Genomic DNA, 3,357 nt, shown 5'->3' on the forward strand with positions numbered 1-3,357 from the left:
CCGCCGCGTCGCCCCGGGTGACCTCCACGGAACCGCCGTACCGGTCGATGACCTGCCGCACCAGCGCCAGCCCCAGGCCCCGCCCGTGAGCGGCGTCGGTCCGCTTGGTGGACCAGCCGCGTCGGAACATCTCCTCCACCCGGTCCCCGTCCACGCCCGCCCCGGTGTCCGCGACCCGCACCAGCAGCTCCTCTCCGCCCGGCGGGCGCGTCCCCTCCCGGAGGGCGGCGGTGACGGTGACCCTGCGCGGCGGGGGCGCCGCCAGCGCGGCGTCGATGGCGTTGTCCACCAGGTTCCCGACCAGCGTGACCAGGTCGCGGGGGGCGATGCCGTGTCCCGGGTCGGTCAGGTCGGCGTCCACCGCCGTGTCCTCGGTGATCACCAGTTCCACCCCCTTCTCGGCGGCCTGCGCGGCCTTGCCCAGCAGGAGCGCGGCGAGGGCGGGCTCGGTCACCGATGCGGTCATGCGGTCGGCCAGCTGCTGGGCGGCGGCCACCTCCACGGTGGCGAATTCCACCGCCCGTTCGGTCTGCCCCAGCTCCACCATGGTGATCACGGTGTGCAGGCGGTTGGCGGACTCGTGCGCCTGGGCGCGCAGGGCGTCGGCGAAACCGCGCGCGGAGTCCAACTCGCCGGCCAGCTCCTCCAGCTCGGTGTGGTCGCGCAGGGTGATGACGGTGCCCAGCCGGCGCCCGTCCTTCTCGATCGGTTCGGCGTTGACCACCAGCACCCGGTCCCCGTACACGCACAGCCGGTCGGTGACGCTCTCCCCGGCGGCGAGCAGCTCGTCCAGCGGTGCGCGCACGGGCAGCGCGGCCACGGGTTGCCCCTCCGCCCCGGCGGGCAGTCCGAGCAGCCGGCGGGCGGGGTGGTTGGCCAGCACCAGCCGGCCGTCCGGGGCGATGATCAGCAGCCCCTCGCGCACGGCGCGCAGCACGGCGTCGTGGTGCTCGTACAGGCGCGTGATCTCCGCCGCCCCCAGCCCCAGCGTCTGGCGGTCCAGCCGGCGGCTGACGGCCCAGCTGCCGGCGGCACCGATCAGCATGGCCCCGCCGGCCAGCCAGACCACGGGGGCCAGCCGGCGGCGCAGCTCGCTGCCTATCCGGTCCTGGAGGATGCCGACCGACAGCAGCCCGATCACCTCCCCGTCGGCCTCGCCGTCGCCGTCGGGGTCGTCGTGGATCGGCACCACCGCCCGCACGGAGGTGCCGAGGGTGCCCTCGTACTGTTCGGTCACCACCTCACCGCGCCGGGCGGGCTCGATGGTGCCCAGGAAACGCCCCCCGATCCGGGTGGGGTCGGGGTGGGTGTACCGGATGCCCTCGGGGGTCATGAAGACGATGAAGTCGGTGCCGGTGGCCTCCCGCACGGCCCTGGCGGTGGGGCGCAGCTCGGCCGAGGGGTCGGGGCCCTTCAGCGCCGTGCGGACCTCGGGGAGCCGGGACAGGCCGACGGCCAGGGTCAGTGCCTGTTGTTCGGCGTCGGAGCGGCTGTCGCGCCGGACCTCCAGGGCGATCAGGGTCGTGCCGCCGGCGAGCAGCAGCGTCATCACGGTGATCAACACGACGCCGATGAGGTTGAGCCACAGCCCGGCGCGGACCATCTGGGCCATGGTGACGTGGCCCGAACCGAACACGATCGCGTTCGGCGGGGTCCCGACCGGCAACATGAAGCTGCAGGTGGCGGCCATGGCGGCGGGAACGGCCAGCAGCAGCGGGTCGACCGCGATGCCGACCGCGACGGCGGCCAGCACCGGCAGGAAGGTGGAGGCGGTGGCGGTGTTGCTGGTCAGCTCGGTGAGCAGCAGGATGATCAGGCAGACCGCCGCGATGAGGAGGATGACCGGCAGCGCGCCCAGGCCGTCCATCTTCGTGCCGATCCAGGTCGCCAGACCGGTCTCCTGCACCGCCTTCGCCAGCGCCAGGCCGCCGCCGAACAGCAGCAGCACGCCCCACGGCACCCCGTTCTGCACGGTTCGCCAGTCCATCGTCTGCACCCCGCGCCGGGCGTCGACCGGGATGAGGAAGAGCGCGACGACGGCGGCGATCGCGATGACGGTGTCGTCCAGGTGGGCCATGAAGGGCAGCACGGAGGTGAGCGCGCCCCACTCGGTGAGCGGCTCGCGGAAGACCCACAGCAGGGCGGTGCAGGCGAAGACGGTCAGCACGGTCCACTCGCCACGGGACATCGGACCCAGGTCGTCCAGCTCCCGCTGGATGACCTCGCGACCGCCCATGACGTCGCTCAGGCCGGTGGGGTAGGCGACGCGGGTCAGGAACAGCCAGGCGATGACGAGGAAGATCGCCGACAGCGGCACGCCCAGCATCATCCAGTCGGCGAACCCGATGGAGATGCCGTAGCTCTCCTCCATGATGCCGCTCATGATCAGGTTGGGCGGGCTGCCGATGAGGGTGGCCAGACCACCGATGGTGGCGGCGTAGGCGATGCCGAGCATCATGCAGACGGAGAAGTTGCGCACGTCGCGGTCGGCGACGGTGTTCGGGGAGACCGGGGCGGTCGCGGTCGTGCCGGTCGCGCCGGCCTTCCCGACCACGGCCGCGCCGGCGTCCCCGGGCCCGTCGGTCGCGGGGTCCCCGTCGGCGGTGCGGCGGGCCATCACCAGGGCCAGCACGCTGGTGCCGATGGGCAGCATCATCAGGGCGGTCGCGGTGTTCGAGACCCACATGCTGAGGAACCAGGTGGCGGCCATGACGCCGAACATCAACTGCTTGGGTCTCGTGCCGATGGCGCGCATCGTGAGCAGCGCGATCCGCCGGTGCAGGTTCCACTTCTGCATGGCCAGCGCGATGACGAAGCCGCCCAGGAAGAGGAAGACGATCGGGTTCGCGTACGGGGCGGCGGCCTCCGCCACCGGGAAGATCCCCAGCAGGGGGAGGGCCACGATCGGCACCAGCGAGGTGGCGGCCAGTGGCAGGGCCTCGGTCATCCACCACACGGCGACCAGGACCACCAGGGCCAGGCTGGTCCGGGCGGCGGTGGACAGGTCCGGGTCGGCGGGGATCAGGTGGTAGGCCGCCACCGCCAGGATCGGGCCGAGGATCCGGCCCAGCCAGATCCGTCGGTGGGGGAGGTGTTCCTCCGTGGCCCCGGGGCGGGGGCCCGCGTCGTGCCGTGCCCGCGCCTCCGCGGTCGGCGTCTCCGTCGTCGCCATGACTCATCCTCCGAAACGTTCCGGCCATCTCGCGGTAACCGGTGGGTTCGGTGAATGTGACACGGCTCACCGGGGGTGTCGCGCTTTTGTTCGTAAGGGTCGCGAACGGTGCCCGGCGCCCCGGGACCGGGCACCCGAGGGCCCCCGCCCTCCCCCGGGTCGGGACCGGGGGAGGGCGGGGGCCC

The 3,357-nt window shown here is 73.1% G+C and carries 1 protein-coding gene; it reads right to left on the minus strand.

Annotated elements, in window-relative coordinates:
- Positions 1 to 3,172: DASS family sodium-coupled anion symporter (locus FOE67_RS20635; protein WP_182666335.1), on the minus strand; the 3,172-nt coding region annotated here is incomplete at its 3' end.
- Between the last annotated feature and the right edge of the window lie 185 nt (positions 3,173 to 3,357).

Source organism: Streptomyces calidiresistens (assembly GCF_014141525.1).
GTDB lineage: Bacteria > Actinomycetota > Actinomycetes > Streptomycetales > Streptomycetaceae > Streptomyces > Streptomyces calidiresistens.